Here is a 21917-nt window from a genome sequence, read left to right as displayed (position 1 = left end):
AGATGCGACTTCGTACGCTGACCGCGCCGGCCGGAGCGCTGGCGCTGTCCCTGTCCCTGTCCCTGGTGAGCGGCTGCGCGAACGGCGACTCCGCCGGATCGTCCTCGGACACGGTGACGTACTGGCTGTGGGACGCCAACCAGCTGCCCGCCTACCAGGCCTGCGCCAAGGGGTTCGAGAAGGCGAACCCCGGGCTGAAGGTGAAGATCACCCAGTTGGGCTGGAACGACTACTGGACCAAGCTCACCGCCGGTTTCATCGCCGGCACCCAGCCGGACGTGTTCACCGACCACATCCAGAAGTTCGGCCAGTTCGCCGATCTGAAAGTGCTGGAACCGCTCGACGACCTGGGCATCGACGAGTCCGACTACCAACCGGGGCTCGCCGCCAACTGGCTGGGCCAGGACGGCCACCGCTACGGCGCTCCCAAGGACTGGGACACCGTCGCGCTGTTCTACAACCAGAAGATGACCAAGGCGGCCGGTCTCACCGCGGAGCAGCTCAACGGCCTCGCGTGGAACCCCGAGGACGGCGGCACCTTCGAGAAGGCGATCGCCCATCTCACCGTCGACAACAACGGCAGGCGCGGCGACGAGCCCGGCTTCGACAAGAACGACGTCAAGGTCTACGGGCTGGCCACCAACGGCGGCGGCGACGCCGACGGCCAGACCCAGTGGAGCCCCTTCACCGGCTCGGCCGGCTGGAGCTACACGGACAAGGCGCGCTGGGGCACCGACTACCAGTACGACAGCAAGACCTTCCAGTCCGTCCTCAAGTGGTACTTCGGTCTGGCGGAGAAGGGCTATATGGCGCCCTTCACCGACTACAACATCCAGTCGAACCAGTCGAACGTCCAAGTCGCCTCCGGCAAGGCCGCGACCTCCTTCGACGGCGCCTGGATGATCTCCACCTACACCGGCTTCAAGGGCAGGGACGTCGCCACGGCGCTCACCCCGACCGGGCCGACCGGCAAGCGGGCCACCATGATGAACGGGCTCGCCGACTCCGTCACCAAGGGCGCCCACAACAAGGCGGGCGCCAAGAAGTGGGTGGCCTACCTCGCCTCCGACGCCTGCCAGAAGGTCGTCGGGAAGTACGGCATCGTCTTCCCCGCCACCCCGGCCGGTACACAGGCCGCCGTCGCCGCCTACGAGAAGAAGGGCCTCGACGTCTCGGCGTTCACCGAGCCCGTCGCGGACAAGAAGGCCTCTCGGACCTTCTCGTATCCGATCACCAACTACGCGGCCGACGTCTACGCCCTGATGCATCCCGCGATGGAGGACGTCTACGGCAACGGCGCGCCGGTGAGCGGCCTCGACGAGGTCAACAGCCAGATCAACTTCATTCTCGACCAGTAGACCACCGATCGGCGCAGTTCAACCGATCGGCACAGTCCAACCGATCAGCACCGTTCAGCAGATGACCAGTGAAGGGGCTCCACCCACATGACGTTCTCCCTCGGCATCGTCGGCGCCGGGCAGTTCTCCGGCCAGTTCGCCAAGCTGTTCCTCGCCCACCCGGGCGTCGGCGATGTCTTCGTCACCGATCTCCTCCCGGAGCGCGCCGAACAGCTCGCGGCCGCCGAGGGGCTGTCGGGGACCTTCCCCTCGTACGAGGCCATGCTGGAGTCGAAGGCGGTCGACGCGGTCGCGATCTTCACCCAGCGCTGGACCCACGGCCCGCTGGTGGTCCAGGGGCTGAACGCCGGCAAGCACGTCTACTCGGCGGTGCCCATGGCGATCACCCGGGACGAGATCGCGGCGATTCTCGACGCGGTTCGGGCCACCGGACTGACGTACATGATGGGCGAGACCAGTCAGTACAACCCGGCGACCGTGCACGCCCGCAACCGGATCGCCGAGGGCGCCTTCGGGCGGCTCTTCTACGCCGAGGGCGACTACGTCCACGACATGGACCTGGGGTTCTACGAGGCGTACCGGTACAGCGGCGGCGAGAACTGGAAGGCGACCGCCAGCTATCCCCCGCTGCTCTACCCCACGCACTCGGTGGGCGGGGTGCTCGGCGCCTGGCAGACGCACGCGGTGAGCGTGTCCGCGATCGGGGTCGAGGACGATCGCGGGGACGGGGTCTTCGACAGGGACGTCAGCCAGTTCGGCAACGACTTCTCGAACGCGACCGCGCTGTTCGAGGTGGCGGGCGGCGGCTCGTTCCGGACGAACGAGTTCCGGCGGGTGGGCTATCCGTCGCACATCCGGGAGTCGCGGTTCCGGTTCTTCGGAACGGAGGCCAGCATGGAGCAGCTCGCCACGGTGGCGTTCTGGCAGGACAAGAAGGGGGTGAAGGACATCAGCGAACTCCTCGAGCCCAAGCCCACGATGTCACCGGACGACCCGTCGCTGCAGCACATCGCGCCGGAGCTGCGAGCCGCCTTCACCTCGGGCTCGGCGCCGGTGCACGACCGGGCGCGGCTGCCGCGGGAGTTCGACCATCTGCACAACGGGCACGAGGGCAGCCACCACTTCCTGGTGGACGACTTCGTCACCGCGGTGAACACGCGCTCGCTGCCGTCGGTGAACGCGTGGGTGGCCGCCCGCTACACCCTGCCGGGCATCGTCGCGCACGAGTCCGCGCGGCAGGGTGGGGCGAGGCTTGCGATCCCGGACTTCGGGGACGCGCCGCAGAGCTGAGACCGCGGACAGATCCTGGCCGTCGGGGCCGGGCGCCGTCAGGTGCCCGGCTTGCGACCGTAGACGAAGACGTCGTCGCCGGTCTTCAGCAGCGACCAGTACTTCTTGGCGGCCGTCGAGGTCATGTTGACGCAGCCGTGCGAGCCCGGCGGGTTCCACATGCTGAGACCGACCGAGTGGAAGGCCTGACCGCCGTCGAAGAACTGGCTGTAGGGCATCGGCACGTTGTAGATGGTCGAGACGTGGTTCAGGTTGCGCCAGTAGATCTTCTTCAGACCGGTGCGGGTCTCGTACCCGTTACGGCCGGTGCGGACCGGGACGGGGCCGTAGACGAGCTTGCTGCCGTCCTGGATCCAGCTCAGCTGGAGGGTCAGGTTGACACAGGCGATGCGGCCCTTGTTGGTCGGGCACGTGCCCGCCTTGTTGGGCTTGTTGCCCACCGCCTTCTGCTTGTTCATCAGGTCCATCACGCCCCAGGTGACGGGCCCGGCGTAGCCGATGTTCGGGGTGATGCCGTGCTTGTTCTGGAAGGCCCGGATGGCCTTGCAGTCGGCGGTCGACTGCTTGCCGTCGACGGGCCGGCCGAGGAACTTCTCGACCTGCTTCTGGTACGGCCCGGCCGCCGTCGTACAGCTCGCGGCCTGCGCCGGTCCCGCACCCAACGCGAGCGTCAGCGGCGCGACCAGGCCGGTGACGCCGAGCAGGACGGCTCCTCGTCTGCGTATGTCCCCCATGGTTGCCCTCTCCCTGGCACAGTGGTGGCGATCTCGTCCTTCTAGACCGTCTTGTACGGGCACCGGTTGTAGACAGACTCAAGCTGTGACAAAACAGTGAACTATCTGTTCGTCCGGTCGTCGGCGGCCGTCCGAATCGCGGCGGTTGCGGACAGGCCGGGTCCGGGCAGGCCGGGGAACTGCTGGGGCGGGAGTTCGCGCCGGGTGCGGACCGGTGAGAGGAAGACGGGCAGGAAGTTCGCCGCCAGCAGTGCGCCACCCACCCAGAGGGTGGCCCGTACGCCGGCCAGTTCGCCGATGAGGCCGGAGAGGGCGGCGCCGACGGCCAGCGCCCCGGTCAGCAGGAAACGGAACGTGGCGTTCATCCGGCCGAGGAGGGCGTCCGGCGTCATCCGCTGGCGCAGGCTCACGCCGAGGACGTTGTCCACGCCGGTCTTGAACAGGATCAGCACCCAGGCCACCCCGGCGAGCCACAGCCAGGGCCCCCGGTCGATCAGGGGCACGAGGAGGGCCGCGGGCGCCAGGACCGGGCCGACGACGCCGAGCGCCCGCCCGTGCCCGAGGCGCCCGGCCAGCGGACGGGCGCACCAGGCGCCGAGCAGCAGACCGACCCCGCCCGCCGCCCCGAACAGCCCCAACACACCTGCGGAGAGGTGGAGTTCACGGACGAAGAGGATCGGCAGCATGGTGGTGATGACTTGCGAGCCCAGGTTGGTGAGAGCGGCGGTGAGCGCGAGCGCGCGCAGTTCCGCGTTGGCCAGCACATGCCGGACGCCCTCCGCGATCTGGGCGTGCAGCCTGGCCCCGGGCGGCGGGTGGGGCGTGTCGTCGCCCCGGCGGAGTGCGAAGAGCTGGAGCCCCGAGACGAGGTACGCACCCGCCGCGCACACCACGGCCACGGGCGCGGAGAGCAGTTGGACGAGTCCGCCGCCCGCCCCGCGTCCGGCGATGTTGCCCACCGCCTGGAGGCTGACGACGGCCGAGTTGGCCCGTACGAGGGCGGCGGGGCCGACGAGTTGGGGCAGCGCGCTCTGCGAGCCGACGTCGAAGAACACGGTCGCGCACCCGTTGAGCAGGACCACCGCGTACAGGTGGACGAGGGTGAGCGCGTCGAGCTGCCAGGCGACGGGCACGGACGAGAACAGCACGGCCCGGGTCAGGTCGGCGACGGTCAGGATGCGGCGGTGCCGCAGCCGGTCCACCCAGACCCCGGCCGGCAGCCCGATGAACAGGAACGCCACCGTGCTCAGGGTGGCCAGGGCGCCGATCTGCCCGGGGCTCGCGTCGAGCGCGCTCACCGCGACGAGGGGCACCGCGACATAGCTCACGTTCGTACCGAGCTGGCTCAGTGCGGTGGCCGAGAACAGGACGCGGAAGTCGCGGACGCGCCAGGGTGAGGCGGTCGGCTCGGTGGGGGTCTGCACGGGTGAACGCTGCCCGACGAGCTCCCTGCACCACAAGTGAAAAGATCTACAGGTACTGTTAAGCGCTGCTACGAGTACGGCTCAGCGATAGCCCGTGGTGTTCGCCGGCTTCCCCGGGTCCTGGACCTCGACCATGTAGCGCCAGGCGTCCGGGCGGCTGCCGTCGAGGTCGGTGAAGCCGTACACCGGGGCGAGGCCGCCGCTGGAGAGGGATCGACCGTTGTAGCGAGCCACTTCGGGGTCGGCGGCGAGCGCGGCGACGGCCCGGCCGACATAGCGGGGCGTCTCGGAGATGGCGAAGTGCGGGATGCGCTCGACGGCGTCGCGCCAGTTGTCCTCGCGGACGCCGAAATGGTCGAGCATCATCTCCGAGCGCAGCCAGCCCGGGGTGAGCGCCACGGCGGTGGCGCCGCGCGGGCCGAGTTCATGGCCGAGGGCGAAGGCCATCCGCAGCACGGACGACTTGGCGAGGTCGTAGAAGAAGTTCACGCGGTAGGTGTCGCGGTTGTAGTCGTTGGTGCCGTCGGTCATCTCGACGACCAGGCCGCCCGGCCGGCGCAGCAGGAGCGGGAGGGCGTGGTGGCTGGTGACGGCGTGGGTCTCCACGGCGAGCCGGAGCAGCCGCAGCCCGTTGTCGAGGTCGTGCTCCCAGACGGGGGTGTCCCACTCGAAGAGGTTCTCGCCGCCCCAGACATCGTTGACCAGGACGTCGAGGCGGCCCTGTTCGTCGGCGACCCGGTCGACGAGGGCGCGGACCTGTACGGGGTCGAGATGGTCGGTGGGCACGGCGACACCGCGGCCGCCCGCCTCGGTGACGAGGTCCGCGGTGTCCTCGATCGTCTCGGGACGGTCGTACTCGGAGCGCCGTTCACGGGTGCTGCGTCCGGTCACATAGACGGTCGCGCCGGCCGCGCCCAGTTCCACGGCGATGCCCCGTCCCGCTCCCCGGGTCGCCCCCGCGACCAGTGCGATCTTGCCTTCCAGAGTGCCTTGCAGCGGCGCCGACATGTCCGGCCTCCTTCACGTGTTCCCTCGGTGTCCGTTCTCGTCGAGGGTCGCGTGGAAGCCGGACATCCATTGTCGCCATTCCCGGGAAGTCACCCGGTGGGGCGCAGCCGGGTGTCGAGTTCGCCGTCGTCGGCCACGAACCAGAGCTGGCGGCCCTGGTTCGACTCGCGCACGAAGTCCCGCAGGGCGGAGCTCTCGGCGAGATGCCCGGAGATGTCTCCGACGACGGCCAGCCGGATCCGGTAGTTCGCGAACTTCTGCACGACCTCGCCCGCGACCCCGGACCGGAGCCGGAAGAACTCCTCCCCGCAGCGCTCCGCGGGGATCACGACGAGTCCCGCGTCGTGTCCCATGGCGTCGCCGATGAGATCGAGCGCGGCGCGCTCGCCGTCGAGCGCCGGCCCGTCGGGGGCGCAGCGCAGGACGCGGGTGTCGTGCAGGGTCACGAGTGCGGTGGTCATGCCCGTGAGACTACGGTCGGCCTCGGGCGCGGTGCGCGCGGTTTATCGGTCAGTGCCCCCGGGCGATCCATTCCTCCAGGTGGGGCGCCTCCGCGCCGATGGTCGTCGCTTCGCCGTGTCCGGTCAGCACCTTCGTCTCGGGCGGCAGGGCGAGCAGCCGGTCCTTGATGGACGTGATGATCGTCGGGAAGTGGGAGTAGGAGCGGCCGGTCGCGCCGGGGCCGCCGTGGAAGAGGGTGTCGCCGGTGAAGAGGACACCGAGCCCGGGCTCGTACAGGCAGACCGCGCCGGGCGCGTGCCCGGGGGTGTGCAGGACGGTGAGGTCGGCGCCGGCGGCCTCGATGACCTGGCCGTCGGCCAGGTGGGCGTCGGGCTCGCGGTGCGGGTGGGTGAGTTTCCACAGCGGCAGATCGTCGGGGTGCAGCCAGATCGTGGCGCCGGTCGCGTCGGCGAGGGCCGGCGCGGCGGAGATGTGGTCGTTGTGGGCGTGGGTGCAGACGACGGCCGTCAGCCGTCGGTCCCCCACGGCGGCGAGGATGGCGTCGACGTCGTGGGCGGCGTCGATGACGATCGCCTCGTGGTCGTCGCCGACGATCCACACGTTGTTGTCGACGTCCCAGGTGCCGCCGTCGAGGCTGAACTGGCCCGAGGTGACGAGGTGTTCGATGCGTGCGGTCATCACAGCACCACCACCGAGCGCAGGACGTCTCCGTGGTGCATCCGCTCGAACGCCTGCTCCACCTCGTCGAGTTGGATGGTCTCGGTGACGAATGCCCCCAGGTCCAGGCGGCCTTGGAGGTGCAGGTCGATGAGCATGGGGAAGTCGCGGGAGGGCAGGCAGTCGCCGTACCAGGACGACTTCAGCGCGCCGCCGCGTCCGAAGACGTCCAGGAGCGGCAGTTCGAGCTTCATCTCCGGCGTCGGCACGCCGACCAGGACGACCGTGCCGGCCAGGTCACGACCGTAGAAGGCCTGCTTGTAGGTCTCCGGGCGGCCGACGGCCTCGATGACGACGTCCGCGCCGAACCCGCCGGTCAGCTCACGGATCGCCTCGACGGCGTCCGTTTTCTTGGAGTTGACCGTGTGCGTCGCGCCCATCTTCCTGGCGGTCTCCAGCTTGCGGTCGTCGATGTCGACGGCGATGATCTTCGCGGCGCCGGCCAGGTTCGAGCCGGCGATCGCCGCGTCTCCGACGCCACCGCAGCCGATCACCGCGACCGTGTCGCCGCGGCCCACGTTGCCGGTGTTGATGGCCGCCCCGATACCGGCCATCACCCCGCAGCCCAGCAGCCCGGCCACCGCCGCCGACACCGACGCGTCGACCTTCGTGCACTGGCCGGCCGCCACCAGGGTCTTCTCCGCGAAGGCTCCGATGCCCAGCGCCGGAGACAGCTCGGTGCCGTCGGTCAGGGTCATCCGCTGCTTGGCGTTGTGGGTGTCGAAGCAGTACCAGGGGCGGCCGCGCCGACACGCCCGGCACTGCCCGCACACCGCACGCCAGTTCAGGATCACGAAGTCACCGGGAGCGACGTCGGTGACGCCCTCGCCGACCGACTCCACCACGCCCGCCGCCTCATGCCCGAGCAGGAAGGGGAACTCGTCGTTGATCCCGCCCTGCTTGTAGTGCAGGTCCGTGTGGCACACCCCACAGGCCTGGATCTTCACCACGGCCTCACCGGGACCGGGGTCGGGGATCACGATCGTCTCCACCCGCACCGGCTCGTTCTTCCCCGGCGCGATCACTCCGCGCACTTCCTGCGGCATGAGGCTGCCCCTTTCATCGGCGTCGTCCGTCCCAGGTCCGACCCTACGCGTGACTGATCGGTAAGGGCACGGCGGACAGTCCCGGAAGCCCTCCTTCCGGTCGGCCGGCGAGGCCGTCGACGTGGCCTGGGGGCTCCGACGCACTCCCCGAGGAGCCCCGTGGCCATCGCACGGACCGCCGCCGACCGACCCCGTGGCGGCTGCTGCTCGACTAGATGATCGATTCCAAGGGGTTAGTGGTCGTAGGTGGTCAGTGAGCGCAGGACGAGCTGGCCGGTGTGGTCGTTGTGCCAGATCGCGGCGGTCAGCGCGAGGATGCGCTGCATGACGCGGGCGATCACGCCGGCCTATGTGCGGCCTCGGTGCTGTTCGAGGTTGAGCTGGCCCTTGAAGGTCTCGTTGACCGACTCGATGACCTGCCGCAACGGCTTGAACAGCGGGGCCCCGGGGCGTTCCGGCTCGCCCTTGCGGGCCGGCCGCAGCAGCCGGATGTCCTGCTCGGCCAACTGGTGCTCGAAGTCGCGGCCGAAGTAGTTCTTGTCGCCGATCAGCGTCTGTCCGGGCCGGGCGGCGACGAGGTGCGGTTCGGCGGCGAGCAGGTCCAGCAGGGTCTCGCGTTCGTCGGCCTTGGCCCCGGTCAGGGCGAAGGCGATCGGCAGGCCCTGCAGGGTGCACACCAGGTGCAGGCGCAGGCCCCAGAAGAAGCGGCTGTGGCTGGCGCAGTACCCGTACTCGGCCCATCCGGCCAGGTCGGAGCGTTTGACGGTCTCGCGGGAGCGTCCGCACTCCACCGGCGTGGAATCCACGATCCACACGTCGTCGCTCCATACGGAAGTGTCGGTGGCCAGCAGCCGGGTTACCCGCCGCAGCAGCTCGGCGGCCTTGCGCAGGCGCTTGTTGTAGCCGGGCTGCTTCGGCAGGTAGGGGAAGAGCTGCCGCAGGTGGGAGCGGGCGTGGCGCAGCCACTTGGCCTCGGAGGTGAAGCCCAGCATGGCCTGCACCATGGCGAGCGTGACCAGCTCGGCATCGGTCAGTTGCGGAGCGATCCCGACCGCCGGACGCCAGGGCGCCAGATGCGGTGATTCCTTCAGCAGGTCGTCGGTCTTCACATAGAGTGCGGTGGCGAGGGAGTCCAACTCTGTCTTCACACACTGAGGTTGGGCTCCCTCCCCTTATGCGCGCAGCCGATCCCTTGGAATCTAGCTAGTGAGGCCCGGTTTCCCACTCGCAGTCCGGTCTGCTGGAACAGTCATTGGCGCCGGGCGCCTGGCCTGGGGTGTTTCAGGCGGGCATCGTCCAGATCTGGTTCGTGTTGTTCGTGAAGCAGTCCCACATCTGGATCCTGGCCCCGTCGGCGGCGCTCCCCGAGTCGAGGTCGATGCACTTGCCGCTGGCCACGTGCTGGAGCTGCCCTGCGTTCCCGAACGGGTCCTTGAGCTGCCAGACGGCTGCAATGTCACAACCAAAGAGCTGGAGCCCGGTCCCGTTCGGTACCTGGGCCGTGTTGCTGCTGATGTCGAGGCACAGCCCACTGTTCTGGTTGAGTAACTGGAAGCCGCCGCTCACCGGGACTTTGAGCCATGCCTGGTTGCTGCCGCCGTGGCAGCCCCACTGCAGGATCAACGCGTGTACCTGCGTCGAGCCGCCCTTGACGTCGATGCACTTGCCCGTGACGGAGTGCTTGATCGGCCCGAACCCGGCAGCAGACGCGGGTGCGGCGGTGACGCCGAGGCCGAACAGGCTGATGGCGCCGAGAGCCGTCGCGGCTCTGAGATACCTGGTCATAGTCTCTCCTCTGGAAGATCTCGTCGCCGGAACGACGAGATCAGTGGTCGGTGGCGCCCGGGTCGGCCGCGCCGCTGCCTTGCGGTGCTTATGCTGTGAATCAGCTAGACGGCCGCCGAGGCCAGGGTTGTTGCAAAGTCTGACGGTCTTGGATCGTTGCTGGTCAGGCCAGGCCGAGGAGATCCAGCGGGCGGTGGAAGGGCTGGTAGGACATCTTGCGGAGCCCGGCGGCGATATTGGGGTGGCCTGCTGCCCGTAGGTGGTTGATCGCGAAGCTGCGGAGGGTGGCCATGTTGTCGGGTCCGTGGCCGGTGCGGATCGTTGAGTCGCGCTCGGTTCCACGCATCAGCACGATGACCAGCCATGGTGTTGAAGGCCGCGCGCCCGATGGCAGCAGAACGGCATCCGGTCAGCAGTGGGAAATGGACCCGGCGGCCGCGGCGCTGTTGTCCACGTACGGCGCGTACGTCCATCCGGTGACGAACAGTTCGAGTCCGCCGAGGTGGTTGTAGCGCTCGTCGATGGTGTGATACCAGATGTTTCCTCTGCCCAAGTCCTGACCGGTGCTCCAGCAGTCGGCCAGAAGCATGTCACCGCTCCAGAGGTCCGGAACTCCGACCGTACCGGAGGCCAGATTGGTGCCGTTGAAGACGGCCGCACCGATCTGCATGGTGATCAGCGAGCTTGCGGACGCGCTCTCCGCCGTCGCCAACACCAGCCCCCCCGGCACTCAGTGCTGCAACGGCCGCCATCAAGGCGCCACGGCGCCGGAACTTGCCTCGCATATCTGCCTCCTGATCACTTGGGTGAGTACTCGCTTCAAGCAGCGGGCCGCTGTTCCGCCTGTCACGTCCCGTTCCGGTCAAGGGACCGGACGACCTGCCAGGACGGTCCGGAACACATGTGAAAGGCCCACCGCGGCGTCCACGGGTCCGCGTATTCACACGATCCCGGCCGTCGGCGACCGGGAAAATACGTTTCGGCCCTCGCCGAAACCTGGGATCCTCCGCAGTACGTCCGGACGTACTGCGGAGGGCTATACGGTGTTGCGTATTCACTTCACGCTTAGTGACCTGGCGCGTACCCGGCTGGCAGCTGTACCGAGTCCCCTCGGCGTGACTGCCTTCAGTGCCAGCCGGCTTGTGCACCGTACGGGGACTTCTGAACTCGACCTGTGGCGCCGTGCCGTCAGGGCTGCGTTGAAGCCGTCCGCGCCGCCACTGCTGAGCGGGCTGACACCGACCTCCTCCTCCCACCCCGTCCCCCGCTTCCTCCGTCCTCAGCAGGGCCTGCACACGCTGGAGGAGGAACTGGATCGGCTGCTGGCTACGCCCCGACAGGAGTTGCGCGCGGACCTGGAGTACGTGGCCCAGCACCGGAGCCTGCCCGGGTGGGCCCGCGAGCTGGCCGACGGTGACCGGGGTACCGCAGCCAGGCTTGCTCAGTCCATCCGCGATTACCACCGCATCGCCGTCGCACCGTACTGGCGCGGCCTGGCCTCCACGATCGCGGCCGACCTGGCGGAGCGCGCACGGCAGTTACGGGACGGCGGCCTGGAACAGGTGCTGAGCACCTTGCACCCTCGCATGCGCTGGCGCCCGCCACACCTGGAGATCGATTCCCCGGACGACCTGGACTTCCACCTTGGCGGGCGGGGGCTGCTGCTCGCCCCAGCCGCCTTCATGTCCTACGTTCCCTGCGACCCGGACGAAGAGCGGGCAACCGAGCAGCCAACGTTGTACTACGACGTTGCCGGCGACGGCCCTCCCCGAGCTCTGACAACCGGGCTCTACGGTCCCCATGGCGGGCTGGCCGCGCTTCTGGGGCACAGCCGCGCGGCTGTGCTCGAGGTGATCGCCGAGGGGGCGTCCACGAGCCAACTCGCCCGCCGGGTGGGCCTGTCGATCGCCTCGGCCAGCGAACACGCGACGGTCCTGCGGCGCGCCGGCTTGGTGACCACCCACCGCACCGGCAGGACCCGCCACCACAGTCTCACCCCCCTGGGCGCGGAACTCCTCCTCCACGCCGCGGCCTCGCCCCTGCCCGACCGCCACTGACTCCTGCGGGATCCAGCCGGCCATGAGGGAAGCCGAAGGCGAAGGCCGTGTGCGGGCCGTCCGGACGGACATAGGCGAACGGGTCGACCGACAGTCGTCACGCCACCGCAACCTGCGACTTCGCAGCATCACTCGGACTTTGAAACAGCCCTGCCGCCGAGGCACCCACGTCGTCCTTGCTGAGCAAAGCTGCAAGGGCTGCCCGGACTGCCTCAAACCGCGGCTCGCAAAACCCCTTAACATCAGTCATGGGCGTATGCCTCATGCAACGCCAGGGCTTCCTGCCCAACAATTCCCGTACTGGTTTTATCGGGCGGGGCGCGATCAAATCTTCTCTACTCCAGCAAGGCAGCCTGACAGCGCGCGATCGGGCCGCCGGACCCCTCGGTCACCGCTCCTGTCTTCGCCTCGCGGTCGGCTGATGGCCCGGTCGGCGCCCCAGACCGCAGCGCCGATGACCATCAAGGCGCCGCACGCGGCGAACGGCTCCGGCCTGGACTCGGGTGCCGGCCGCTGTGGCTCCTGCGGCTGTTTAGCAGGGTGGGCGTTCCTCTGTGGAGACGCAAGAAGGAAGGACGGATACGCGTGCTGGAGCGGCTGAATCAGGCGCTGGACCACCTTGGGCCTGCCTCGACCGGGAGGCCGATATAGCCGAGATAGCCCGGATCGCCGCGGTGTCGGAGTACCACTTCCGGCGGCTGTTCTCCGCGCTCGCCGGGATGCCGCTCCCGGTCTATGTGCGGCGGCGACGAATGACGCTCGCCGGGGCCGAGGTACTGGCCGGGGACCTGCTCAATGTCGCGGTGCGGTACGGGTACAGCTCGGGCGAGGCGTTCGCCCGGGCATTCCGGTCGGTACACGGCATCGGGCCGGGCGAAGCCCGGCGCACGGGTGCGGTGCTCACGGCACAGCCGCGCATCTCCTTCCGGGTTGTCGTCGAAGGGAGTACGACCATGCGCTACCGGATCGTGGAGAAGGAGTCGTTTCGGGTCGTTGGCAAGATGGCCCGGCTCCCGCTCGTGCGCGAGGGAGTCAACGCGGCCGCCGCGGCGCGCCTGGAAAGCTTGGACAAGCAGGCAATCGTAAGGATGAAGGAGCTGGCCGGCCAGGAGCCGGACGGGATCCTGTCGGCGGCGGTGTACCTGACCGACAGCCGGGAAGAGGGCGCCGAGGTGGACTACTGGATCGGCGTGGTGACCGGTCCCGAGGTGGCGGCCGAGGGGCTCGACGCCCTCGACGTGCGGGCCGGGACCTGGGCGGTTTTCGACAACCACGGGCCCTATCCGAGCGCCCTCCAGGAGCTGTGGCGGGACGTGTTCACGCAGTGGTTCCCCTCGAACCCGTACATGAGCCGGACAGGCCCAGAGCTCCTGAGGACGCAGCCGGTGGAGATCGGTGCGGAGACCGACTCCCAGCTGTGGATCCCGGTCGAGAGGGGCAGCAGGAGTGCCGGGGCGTGAACATCGGCACCGATCCCTTGGAATCGATCATCTAGGTGCGGCCACACCGCTGGACCCTGCTCGCCGGCGCGGTGCTCTCGCTCGTCACCGGCGCGACCGGGCTGCTGCTGCCGCTCGTGGCAAGGGAGTTGATCGACGACCTGGGCCACGACCGTATCTGCTGCGCCTGCGGATCACGGCCGTCGACCGGAGCGAGCCCGGCGATCTGATGGCCCGCATCACCTCCGACACGACGCTGCTGCGCGAGGTCACCACCGACTCGCTGGTGGGCCTCGGCACCGGCGGTCTCACACCGGCCGCCACGGTCGTGATGATGGGGCTGGTGGACCCGGTGCTGCTGGGGGTCACGCCGGCCGTGATCCTGTGCGCGGGCACGGTCCTCGGAGTGATCGTGCCGCGCATCAACCGGGCGAGCCGGCGCGCTCAGGACGCGGTGGGCGTGATGGGGGCCTCGCTGGAGCGGGTGCTGGGCCCGCTGCGCACGGTGAAGGCGTCGGGCGCCCACCGTGAGCTCGTGGCGGGCGGTCCGCTCTACGCGGAGCTTGCGGCGACCCAGTTTCTCGCGACGGTCGAGTGACGCGGGTTGTGGGCTCAGGCGGGTACGCGAGATCGTTCGAGGCGATCCTGCCGGTGTCGTCAGTTGGAGGACCTCCGTGACCGATCCTGCGCCCGCCTCGCTGCCCGCTCCGCCCTACTACGCCGTGGTGTTCACCGCCGTACGGACGGCCGGCGACAACGGCTATGCGGAGAGAGACGAGCGGATGATGAAACTCGCCGCCGACCAGCCGGGATTCCTCGGTGTCGATGCCGCTCGCGGTGCGAACGGCCTGGGGATCACGGTGTCGTACTGGCAGGACGAGGACTCGATCGCCGCGTGGCGGAATCACGCGGAGCACACCCTGGCCCGCGCGGACGGACGCGAGCACTGGTACACCTCGTTCGCGCTCCACGTGGCCAAGGTCGAGCGCGCCTACGGGTTTGCCCGCCCGGCAGATCAGCAGGCGCCACCGGCCTGAAGGAAGCCGACGAGGGCTGAACGTGCGCGGGGGCCGCCCGGTCGTCCGGACGGCCCCGTGGGTGGAGGTGCGACGCTCGGCTACTCGACCGAGGGCAGCAGCCCGGTGACAGGGCCGGCGAGGTCGGTGACCTGGTGCAGCTCGTTCAGCTTGTGCAACTGGCTCACGTTCTTCACCTCGCGCACCTGCTGGGAGACCGTCGGGAAGGCGGCCCGGTGCTCTGCGGGAATCTGGCTCGCGGCGAGCGTGTCCAGCGTGGTGATCGGGTTGAGCCGGCCGGCGTCCGGGCCTTCGGCCGCGTTCGCCATGGGCGCCGCGAGGCCAGTGACCCCGGCGGCGAGAGCGGCGATGGCGGCGATGCGTCGAGTGGAGATCATGCCCTCAGCAACGCGGCGGGCGCTGTCGTGGACACGGGCGGGCGGCCGCGCTCACCCGACGGGTGGAGCGGGTCGCCTGCGCTTGCCGAGTGCGGCGGGCCGGAGGAGCCTCGAAGGTGAGGGCCCGGCGGCCCGTCCTCCCCAGGGCCGCGCCCTCGAAGGAGGTCACCATGGGCACCGCGGCAGGCTCCGCCTTCGACACCGAGACCCTGCGCAGGGGCGTCGAGGGACAGACCGCGACGACACTGCTGTCGCTCTACGCCGACGACGCCGAACTGCGCGTCATCGACCACAACACCCAGCCCAGCCGCCCCAGAGTGCTGCACGGCCGGGACGAGATCGCCCAGTTGCTCGAAGACGTCTACAGCCGGGACATGACCCACAAACTGGAGGAGTGCATCGTCCAGGGCGACCGTGCCGCCTACAGCGAGTCCTGCCAGTACGCGGACGGTGTGCGCGTACTCGCCGAGTCGATGATCACATTGCGTGACGGCAAGATCGTCGACCAGACGTTGATCCAGGCATGGGACGAGTAGGAAGGAAGACCGCGGGGATCCAGGTCACCTCCCGGCTGACCTGGACCTTCGCGGTGCGGGCGGGGCTGGGGCGGTCGCGTCCGGCCCGGTCTCCGCTGCCAGTACCAGTGTTCGCAGCAGGTCGGCGAGTGTCTCTCGCTCTGCTGCGGACAGCGCTGAGAGCAGCGCGCTCTCACCCGCCTCCTCCGAGGCAGCGTGCCGTTCGAACGCGGTACGGCCGGCGTCGGTGAGCCGTACCCGCACCCGTCGGCGGTCGCCGCTCTCATGGGTGCGGACGATCAGGCCCGCGTCCTCGATGGGGCCGAGCCGTGCGGAGAGCGCTCCGCGGGTCAGGCCGAGCAGGTCGGCGAGGTGGGACGGACTGCTCTCGTAGGGCGGGCCCTGGCGGCGCAGCATCAGCAGGATCTTGAACTGTCCGTGGGACAGCCCGTCCGTGTCGAGGGCGTCGCGGCGGGTCTGCTGCAGGTACCGGGCCAGTACCGCCAGCCGCGCGACGATCTGCTCCTTGACCGGGTCCATCCAGTCGAGTTCCTTCGCCCATACGGCGACATGCCGGTCGACCGAGTCCTCCATGCCCTGCCCCTTCGCTGTCCGTCACAGTAGTTTTCTTGTGGATGGTTTTGCTCATAACTACCGTCCCTCGCATGCCGATTGCCACCGCTTGCCTTCCTGTCGACGAACTCCTGTGCGCTATACGTGAGTTGAGCCGCGCGGGCCGCTGGGAGACCGCCGCGCTTCTCCTCGAATCACTGTCGGTCACGGATCCGGACGCGCGTGCGCGCGTCGCGCTGACCGCCGCCGAAGTCGCCCTGGAACATGACTGGTTCAGCGGGACGGACACCGCGGCGGAACGGGTCGCGGTCGCGGTCGCGGAGAAGGAGACGCACACGACTCCCGGCGGTGCCTGGGATCTGGAGTTCGTACGGCTGCGGCACGACTACGCCCGGCTGCTCCTCGTCGACGGCACGCTGCGGTTCGGGCCCGTGGGCAAGGATCCCGAGGCGCTCGCCGCGCTGCGCCGCAGGGCGCGCGCCCTGCGCGACGGCGCACCGGACGACCGGCGGCGCGGCTGGGCGGCGCTGTACCTCGGCCTGATCACCGACAACCACTTCGCCGAGCGCACCGCCGCGCCCGTCCACTACGAGGCCGCGCTGCGGGCGGGCGAGGCGGGCGCGGACGATCTGCTGGCCCGGGAGGCCCTGCGCCACCTGGGCGACCACGACCACGACTGCGGGGACCGCACCCGCGCCCTGGACCGCTGGCGCCGCGCCACGGCTCTGGGCGCCCGGGCGGGCACCGTCCCCGGCACCCTGTCCCAGCAGTTGCTGCTGGCGGTCCTGGCCCGGGACAGCGGAGACGAGCCGGCCGCGCAGGCACTGGCGACGGAGGTGACCCGCTGGGCGGAGGCGATCGGCGCGACCCGGCTCGCGCAGCAGGCGAGCGCGTTCCTGGGCGGCACGGACCCGACGGCCCCGCCGCAGGACAGGTGACGGTCAGGCCTGCGCCAGGGTGTCGTCGGCGCCGACGGGGGCGTCCTCGGTCGGGGTGCGTGCGTGGCGGCGGATCACCGCGCTCAGCAGGACCAGCGCCACCGTCGCTCCGGCGCCGACGGGGAAGGCCGGCCAGTACGGGGGGACGTCTCCGAAGGCCGTGCGCATGAGGAGCGCGAGGAGCACGAACATGCCGACCGCCCAACCGAGCGCACAGGGGCCGAAACGATCGTCGCGCCCCAGCCGGACCCGGCCGGCCCGGGCCGTGAGGAAGGCGGCGGCGAGCACGGCGAGGGAGACGAGGTAGCCGGTGATCAACGGCATCAGCACCATCAGCGTGACGTCCAGCGCCCCGAAGTGCCAGCCTCGCCAGACGTTGCGGCCCTCGATCTCCACGACCCGCCCGTGCCACAGGCCGACCTGGACCCGCCGACCCTCCCAGAGGTCCCGCGCGGCCCGCTCCTCGACCTGGTCGACCGTCTTGTTCCCTTCGCCCAGGGCGAGTCGGACCGTGAACTCGGTGTGGCTGAGGAACGTGCCGTTGCCGCCGTCCTGGCCGCCGCCCGAGTATCCGGAGACCGTGCGCGAGGTCACCTCCGTCACGGTCGCCGCGGCGGTGTCCAGGGACCCGTTCGAGCGGGCGAGCGCGACGGCCGTCTCCTCGTAGGTGCGTCCGGCGAGCAGCAGGATCAGGACGACCATGACGAGGCGGAACACCGCCCGCCGGGCCCGTCCGCCCTTGGACCGGACCGTCCCGACGTCCGCTGCGGCCTCACTCGTGTCCGACATGGCTCCCCCTTGTACCCGCACCTCGGCAGGAGGAAGGGATGCCCGGTCGGATCAGCCCTCACACGCGATCCGGGCGGGCACGCGCGCGTGCCCGCCCGGACGGAACGGAACAGAACGAACCGGACCGGACTGTCAGGTCAGCGTCCACTTCTGGTTGTCGGCGGTGCCGCAGGTCCACAGCACGATCGGGGTGCGGTTGGCCGTGCCCGCGCCGTTGGCGTCGAGGCAGAGACCCGCGTTGACGTTGGTGATCGTGCCGTCGCTGTTGACGTTCCACTTCTGGTTGTTCTGGCCGTTGCAGTCCCAGATCACGACCTTGGTGCCGTTGGTGGTGCCGAGGTTGTAGGCGTCCAGGCACTTGTTGCCGTACACCACGAGTTCCTTGCGGGAGGTGTACGTCCAGGCCTGGTTGGAGCCGCCGTTGCAGTCCCAGATCTCCGCCTGCGTGCCGTTGGTGATGGTGCTGTTGTAGAGGTCCAGGCAGCGGCCGGACTGGGTGCCGACGACCAGGTTGCCGTTCATGCCGGGCAGCGGCTTGACCGTGATGTCGGCGAGGGTCGGGGCGTTCGTGAAGGTCAGGGTGTTCGACGAGCCCTTGGACAGGGCGACCTGGAGGGTGATCGTGCCCTGGCTGGAGCCGGTCGGCGGGAAGGAGACCGTGGTCGTCGTCTGGCCGTTGACCTTGAGGGTCGCGGTGCGGGCGGTGGACGCGGTGTTGGTGTAGGCCACGTCGACGACCTTCAGGCCGGTGCTGCCGGCGACCACGCCGGAGAAGCTCGACGTGCCGGCGTACGTGCTGCCCGACGCCTCGGTGCCGCCGCTGACGGTGAGCATGACCGAGCCGCCCGCCGGAACGCTCGCGGTGTAGCTCGTGGCGTACGTGCCGACGTCGGCGCGCGTCCACAGGTCACGGACGGTCGCGGAGGCGTTGGTGAGACCCAGGTCCGACCAGCGCACGGTGATGTTCTGGGCGGCGGAGGTGCGGTTGAGCAGGACGACGGCGCGCTTGCCGCTGCCGGCGAGGACCTTGCCGTACACCTGCGCCCCGGTGGTGTCCTCGGCGACCTTGACGCCCTGGAGGCCGCGCGCGTCCTGGTCGACGGCGATGACCTCGGGGTTCTTGAGGATGTTCGCCGTCTCGGTGGTCATCGTGGTCAGGTCGTTGCCGGCCAGGAGCGGCGCGCCGGAGATGGCCCACAGGTTCATGTGGGTGCGGTTCTGGGCGGCGGTGAAGCCGGTCATGCCGACCATCAGCATGTCCGGGTCGTTGTAGTAGCCGGTGTGCTGGGCGGTGGGGTGCAGGCCCTGGTCGAAGTTGGACAACAGGTTCGTCATCGACGGGTTGTTGCCGTAGAAGATGATGTCGGTGCTGGTCCGGTACATGGGGGCCAGGCCCGGGGCCCAGTTCCAGGTGTTCTGGTAACCCCAGTTGCAGATGGAGAGGGTCAGCGGGCGGCCCGTGGTGGCCGTCGCCTTCGTCACCGCCGCGCTGATCGCGGTGTACGTCGTCGGCGCGTCCAGGCCCTCGGCGTCGCCGCCGCACCAGTCGACCTTCACGAAGTCGAAGCCCCACTGCGAGAACTGGAGCATGTCCTGCTCGTAGTGGCCCTCGCTGCCGCTGCCCGGGGCGGCGGGGCGCCCGGTCGGGTAGTAGTAGCCGCAGCCGTCCTTGCCGGCGTCGGTGTAGATGCCGGCCTTGAGGCCCTTGCTGTGGATGTAGTCGGCGATGGCGCTCATGCCGCCCGGCCACTCGGACTCGTCGATGGTGATGTTGCCCGCGCTGTCGCGGGTGCCCTGCCACCAGCCCTCGTCGATGTTGATGTAGTTGTACCCGGCCGCCGGCAGCCCGGCGGCGACGAACGCGTCGACCTGCTGCTTGATGACGTTGTAGTCGATCTTCGCGGCGAAGCTGTTCCAGGAGGCCCAGCCCATCGGGGCGGTGGGCACGGAGATCTGGCGCGAGGTCGCGGCCTGGGCCGGGCCGGGCTGGACGAAGAGCAGGGCGGCGGTGGCCGTCAGCAGGAGGGCGAGGGCCCGCGCGGCGGCTGATCTCCAGCGCCGGGCGAGGCCCGGACGGAGGGGGGTTGGGGGAAACATGCGGCGGCTCCGAGGTACGAAATATCGAACGAGGGTCGATGAATCGAACGTATTGCGCGCCGAAAGTAGAGCCGCCGGAGGGTGAAGTCAACGGCTGGGACAGAAGTGATGTGACCGCTCTCAAAGAGGAAGTGGCTGCTTTCGTAGGGTCGTTCACCCCCACCGGGCTCCCCGCCCCCATACTGTCCGTCGTGCGAGTGGCGATCATGACGGCAGGCTCCCGGGGCGATGTCGCCCCCTTCACCGGGCTGGGGCACGCGCTCGTGCGCGCGGGCCACGAGGTCACCCTGGTCACGCACGAGCGGTTCGCGCCGCTGGTGGCGGGCTCGGGGGTGGGCTTCCACCCGCTGCCCGTCGATCCGCGGGCCGAACTGGAGTCCGAGCAGGGCCGGGGACTGCATCGCAGCAGCACCGGTCCGGGCAAGCTGCTGCGGGTGGCCCGGATGGCGCGGACGTTGGTCGGGCGCATGACCGACGACCTCATGATCGCCGCCCGCGCGGCCGACGCGCTCCTGCTCGCGGCCTCGGTGGCGCCGCTGGGCCACACCATCGCCGAGGGCCTGTCCCTGCCGAGCCTGGACCTCGCCCTCCAACCGGTCGCCCCCACACGGGAGTTCGCGCCGCCGTTGCTGGGCGGCGGCTCCTGGGGAGCCGCCGCCAACCGGCTCGCCGGGCACGGCGTCGAGCTGGCCGTCGAGCAGATCTTCGCCCCCGTCCTGCCGACCGTACGGGCCCGGCTGGGCCTGCCCGCCGTACGCCGCCCGATCGCCGGCCTGCGAGCCCGGGGCCGGCGCGGCCGGCCGGTCCTGCACGGCTTCAGCCCGCTGGTGGTGCCCCGGCCCCCGGACTGGCGGGCGGAGCTGGGCGTCACCGGGTACTGGTGGCCCTACGACCGCGAGAGTCGACTCCCGCCCGCCCTGCGGGAGTTCCTCGACGCGGGGCCGCCGCCGGTCTTCGTGGGCCTGGGCAGCGCGACCGTGCCCGACCCGCGGCGGCTGAGCGTCGAGGTCGTCCGGGCGCTGCGGCGGGCGGGGCTGCGCGGGGTGATCCAGCGCGGCTGGGCGGGCCTCGCGGCCGACGGGGACGACATGCTGACCGTCGACGACGTGCCGCACTCGCTGCTCTTCCCGGAGACGGCAGCGGTGGTCCACCACTGCGGGGCGGGCACGACGGCGGCCGGGGTGCGGGCCGGGGTGCCCGCGGTGCCGGTGCCGATCCAGTTCGACGAGGCGTTCTGGGCGGACCGCCTGGTCGCCCTGGGGGTGGCCCCGGCCCCGGTGCCGCTGCGCCGACTCACCGCCGACACCCTCGCCGACGCGCTCGTGCGGGTCACTCGGGACCCCGGGTACCGCGAGCGGGCGCGGGAGCTGGGGGCGGGGGTGCGCGAGGAGGACGGGGTGACGCGGGTGGTGGAGGCGGTGGGACGCCTCGCCTGACGACCGGCCGGGCCTACGCTGCCCCGGGCCCCGGCGTCGGCGTCGGCTCCGGCGCCCACCCGGGCGGTCGCAGGATCCCCAGCAGTTGCCGGACCAGTTCGTCGACGGCCTCCTCCAGAGTGGCCTCCACCCAGCCGGCGGTCCAGTCGTGCAGGAGGCCGTTGACGCTGCCGATGAACGCCGTGGCCGGGAGGCGGTAGTCACGGACGGCCGCCTCGCCGCGGTCCGCCGCGGCCATCGCCTCGCGGCAGATCAGCTCGATCCAGCGGGCGCGGCGGGCCAGGCGCTGTTCCTCCAGGCGAGCGCTGACGCCGACGATCTCGACGAAGGTGATGCGGATGCGGCGGGGATCGGCGGTGACGTTGGCGGCGTAGGCGCGGAAGATCGCGGTGGCGCGCTCGGCCAGCGGCAGGCCCTCGGCGCCCGCAACACCGGCCACGACCGCCGCCTCCGCCCAGTCGTTGACCTGGAGGTGCAGTGCCGCCAGGACGTCCTCGAGGGCGCAGAACTCCTCGTAGAACTGGCGGGTCGACAGGCCGGCCGCCTCGCTCAGCGACGCGACCGTGGTGCCGCGGTAGCCGGGGGCGCCGCCGAACATCTCCAGCGCCGCGTCCAGAAACCTCGCGCGTCGCTCGGCCTGCCGCTGTTCGGCGGTCTTGCCGGCGTACCGGCCGGTCGGCGCCCTGAGCCTGCCCGTCACTGACCCTCCCTCGTCGCTCCGTGCTCCCCCACCCCCGATTTTGTCGTGTCCGCAATCTTGCCGCGCAGGGCACCCCTTCCTTACTCTCCAGTAAGCAAACTCTGAACTCAAGCGTGTTCAGACTCGGGCAGGCGT

Annotated in this window: 21 protein-coding genes and 3 pseudogenes; 9 read left to right on the top strand and 15 right to left on the bottom strand. The window is 70.1% G+C overall.

Going from position 1 to position 21917, the window contains the following annotated elements:
• Window positions 1-2 precede the first annotated feature (2 nt).
• Together ABZ725_RS06345 and ABZ725_RS06340 are read left to right on the top strand one after the other, a co-directional pair.
• Window positions 3-1358, top strand: coding sequence for a sugar ABC transporter substrate-binding protein (locus ABZ725_RS06345; protein WP_358801600.1), 1356 nt, complete (start codon window positions 3-5; stop codon window positions 1356-1358).
• 87 nt (window positions 1359-1445) lie between these two features.
• On the top strand, window positions 1446-2648 hold the full coding sequence (locus ABZ725_RS06340) for a Gfo/Idh/MocA family oxidoreductase (RefSeq protein WP_358801599.1): 1203 nt from the start codon (window positions 1446-1448) through the stop codon (window positions 2646-2648).
• Window positions 2649-2686: 38 nt separating this feature from the next.
• Here the strand turns inward: ABZ725_RS06340 and ABZ725_RS06335 are convergent, their stop codons facing one another.
• The 10 genes and pseudogenes from ABZ725_RS06335 to ABZ725_RS06290 form a co-directional block, all read right to left on the bottom strand.
• On the bottom strand, window positions 2687-3382 hold the full coding sequence (locus ABZ725_RS06335; RefSeq protein ID WP_358801598.1) for a L,D-transpeptidase family protein: 696 nt from the start codon (window positions 3380-3382) through the stop codon (window positions 2687-2689).
• Window positions 3383-3483: 101 nt separating this feature from the next.
• Window positions 3484-4806: an MFS transporter gene (locus tag ABZ725_RS06330; protein ID WP_358801597.1), complete on the bottom strand. Its 1323-nt coding sequence runs from the start codon at window positions 4804-4806 to the stop codon at window positions 3484-3486.
• Between the two features lie 81 nt (window positions 4807-4887).
• Window positions 4888-5814: an SDR family oxidoreductase gene (locus ABZ725_RS06325; RefSeq protein ID WP_358801596.1), complete on the bottom strand. Its 927-nt coding sequence runs from the start codon at window positions 5812-5814 to the stop codon at window positions 4888-4890.
• A gap of 89 nt (window positions 5815-5903) precedes the next feature.
• The gene (locus tag ABZ725_RS06320; protein ID WP_358801595.1) at window positions 5904-6275 is read right to left on the bottom strand and encodes a DUF4180 domain-containing protein; all 372 of its coding nucleotides are present in this window, start codon (window positions 6273-6275) and stop codon (window positions 5904-5906) included.
• Window positions 6276-6324: 49 nt separating this feature from the next.
• Complete coding sequence (locus ABZ725_RS06315; protein WP_358801594.1) at window positions 6325-6954, bottom strand: MBL fold metallo-hydrolase; 630 nt, start codon at window positions 6952-6954, stop codon at window positions 6325-6327.
• The gene (locus ABZ725_RS06310) at window positions 6954-8039 is read right to left on the bottom strand and encodes an S-(hydroxymethyl)mycothiol dehydrogenase (RefSeq protein WP_358801593.1); all 1086 of its coding nucleotides are present in this window, start codon (window positions 8037-8039) and stop codon (window positions 6954-6956) included. The genes ABZ725_RS06315 and ABZ725_RS06310 overlap by 1 nt, the downstream gene beginning before the upstream one ends.
• A 233-nt stretch (window positions 8040-8272) precedes the next feature.
• Window positions 8273-9187: pseudogene (locus ABZ725_RS06305) on the bottom strand (IS982 family transposase).
• A 133-nt stretch (window positions 9188-9320) separates the two neighbouring features.
• The gene (locus ABZ725_RS06300; protein ID WP_059193282.1) at window positions 9321-9824 is read right to left on the bottom strand and encodes an RICIN domain-containing protein; all 504 of its coding nucleotides are present in this window, start codon (window positions 9822-9824) and stop codon (window positions 9321-9323) included.
• Window positions 9825-9987: 163 nt separating this feature from the next.
• Window positions 9988-10170: a hypothetical protein gene (locus tag ABZ725_RS06295; protein WP_358801592.1), complete on the bottom strand. Its 183-nt coding sequence runs from the start codon at window positions 10168-10170 to the stop codon at window positions 9988-9990.
• 63 nt (window positions 10171-10233) lie between these two features.
• A complete protein-coding gene (locus ABZ725_RS06290) occupies window positions 10234-10539 on the bottom strand; it encodes a hypothetical protein (RefSeq protein WP_358801591.1) in 306 nt (101 codons plus the stop codon).
• Window positions 10540-10939: 400 nt separating this feature from the next.
• On the opposite strand from ABZ725_RS06290, the gene ABZ725_RS06285 reads away from it, so the two are divergent.
• The 4 genes and pseudogenes from ABZ725_RS06285 (at window position 10940) to ABZ725_RS06270 (ending at window position 14357) form a co-directional block, all read left to right on the top strand.
• A complete protein-coding gene (locus tag ABZ725_RS06285; protein WP_358801590.1) occupies window positions 10940-11881 on the top strand; it encodes a winged helix-turn-helix domain-containing protein in 942 nt (313 codons plus the stop codon).
• Window positions 11882-12466: 585 nt separating this feature from the next.
• A pseudogene (locus ABZ725_RS06280) lies at window positions 12467-13341 on the top strand (AraC family transcriptional regulator).
• Window positions 13342-13376: 35 nt separating this feature from the next.
• A pseudogene (locus tag ABZ725_RS06275) lies at window positions 13377-13852 on the top strand (ABC transporter transmembrane domain-containing protein); the annotation flags it as partial.
• 142 nt (window positions 13853-13994) lie between these two features.
• Window positions 13995-14357, top strand: coding sequence for an antibiotic biosynthesis monooxygenase (locus tag ABZ725_RS06270; RefSeq protein WP_358801589.1), 363 nt, complete (start codon window positions 13995-13997; stop codon window positions 14355-14357).
• Window positions 14358-14437: 80 nt separating this feature from the next.
• Here ABZ725_RS06270 and ABZ725_RS06265 read toward each other — a convergent pair whose 3' ends face one another.
• Window positions 14438-14734, bottom strand: coding sequence for a hypothetical protein (locus ABZ725_RS06265; RefSeq protein WP_358801588.1), 297 nt, complete (start codon window positions 14732-14734; stop codon window positions 14438-14440).
• A 170-nt stretch (window positions 14735-14904) separates the two neighbouring features.
• On the opposite strand from ABZ725_RS06265, the gene ABZ725_RS06260 reads away from it, so the two are divergent.
• Entirely contained in the window at window positions 14905-15270 is a 366-nt protein-coding gene (locus ABZ725_RS06260; protein WP_358801587.1) for a nuclear transport factor 2 family protein, read from the top strand.
• Between the two features lie 24 nt (window positions 15271-15294).
• Here ABZ725_RS06260 and ABZ725_RS06255 read toward each other — a convergent pair whose 3' ends face one another.
• The gene (locus ABZ725_RS06255) at window positions 15295-15843 is read right to left on the bottom strand and encodes a MarR family transcriptional regulator (protein WP_358801586.1); all 549 of its coding nucleotides are present in this window, start codon (window positions 15841-15843) and stop codon (window positions 15295-15297) included.
• Window positions 15844-15914: 71 nt separating this feature from the next.
• Here ABZ725_RS06255 and ABZ725_RS06250 point away from each other — a divergent pair, with 71 nt between their 5' ends.
• Complete coding sequence (locus ABZ725_RS06250; protein WP_358801585.1) at window positions 15915-16760, top strand: hypothetical protein; 846 nt, start codon at window positions 15915-15917, stop codon at window positions 16758-16760.
• Between the two features lie 3 nt (window positions 16761-16763).
• On the opposite strand, the gene ABZ725_RS06245 is transcribed toward ABZ725_RS06250, so the two are convergent.
• Both ABZ725_RS06245 and ABZ725_RS06240 read right to left on the bottom strand, forming a co-directional pair.
• A complete protein-coding gene (locus tag ABZ725_RS06245) occupies window positions 16764-17549 on the bottom strand; it encodes a hypothetical protein (protein ID WP_358801584.1) in 786 nt (261 codons plus the stop codon).
• A 132-nt stretch (window positions 17550-17681) separates the two neighbouring features.
• Entirely contained in the window at window positions 17682-19646 is a 1965-nt protein-coding gene (locus tag ABZ725_RS06240) for a ricin-type beta-trefoil lectin domain protein (protein WP_358801583.1), read from the bottom strand.
• A gap of 206 nt (window positions 19647-19852) precedes the next feature.
• Here ABZ725_RS06240 and ABZ725_RS06235 point away from each other — a divergent pair, with 206 nt between their 5' ends.
• The gene (locus ABZ725_RS06235; RefSeq protein ID WP_358802053.1) at window positions 19853-21082 is read left to right on the top strand and encodes a glycosyltransferase; all 1230 of its coding nucleotides are present in this window, start codon (window positions 19853-19855) and stop codon (window positions 21080-21082) included.
• 13 nt (window positions 21083-21095) lie between these two features.
• Here the strand turns inward: ABZ725_RS06235 and ABZ725_RS06230 are convergent, their stop codons facing one another.
• Window positions 21096-21782: a TetR/AcrR family transcriptional regulator gene (locus tag ABZ725_RS06230; RefSeq protein WP_358801582.1), complete on the bottom strand. Its 687-nt coding sequence runs from the start codon at window positions 21780-21782 to the stop codon at window positions 21096-21098.
• Between the last annotated feature and the right edge of the window lie 135 nt (window positions 21783-21917).

This window comes from Streptomyces sp. NPDC006872 (genome assembly GCF_040635845.1).
Taxonomy (GTDB): domain Bacteria; phylum Actinomycetota; class Actinomycetes; order Streptomycetales; family Streptomycetaceae; genus Streptomyces.
Note: the sequence above shows the minus strand (reverse complement) of the source record. Positions and strands in the feature narration are given on the sequence as shown.